General features: G+C 63.6%; 1 pseudogene. It reads left to right on the top strand.

Features of this window, described 5'->3' with window-relative positions:
• Window positions 1-150: 150 nt before the first annotated feature.
• A pseudogene (locus KVT32_RS32415) lies at window positions 151-258 on the top strand (ZIP family metal transporter); the annotation flags it as partial.

A 258-nucleotide genomic window follows, 5' to 3' on the forward strand; every position in this document is an offset into this window, starting at 1 on the left:
GCGCGCTGAACTGGTTCGCGAAGCACGGCGTCGCATAAGCCGAGCGCGCCGCCGCACGTTTGGGAGCCGGGAAAGGTACAATGCCCGGCTTGCCAAGCGCAGCACGTCCAGAACAAGAGGCTTCAAATCGACCCGATCCTAATCTCCATCCTGCTGGCGACCCTCGTCGCCGGCGTCGTCAGCATCTCGGCCGCGGCATTGTTTTCGTTCACGCTGCTCTCCAAAATGGTGGAGCGGCTGGTGAGCCTGTCCGTCGGC

The organism is Achromobacter sp. GbtcB20 (genome assembly GCF_019091095.1).
Classification (GTDB): Bacteria; Pseudomonadota; Gammaproteobacteria; order Burkholderiales; family Burkholderiaceae_B; genus Achromobacter; species Achromobacter mucicolens.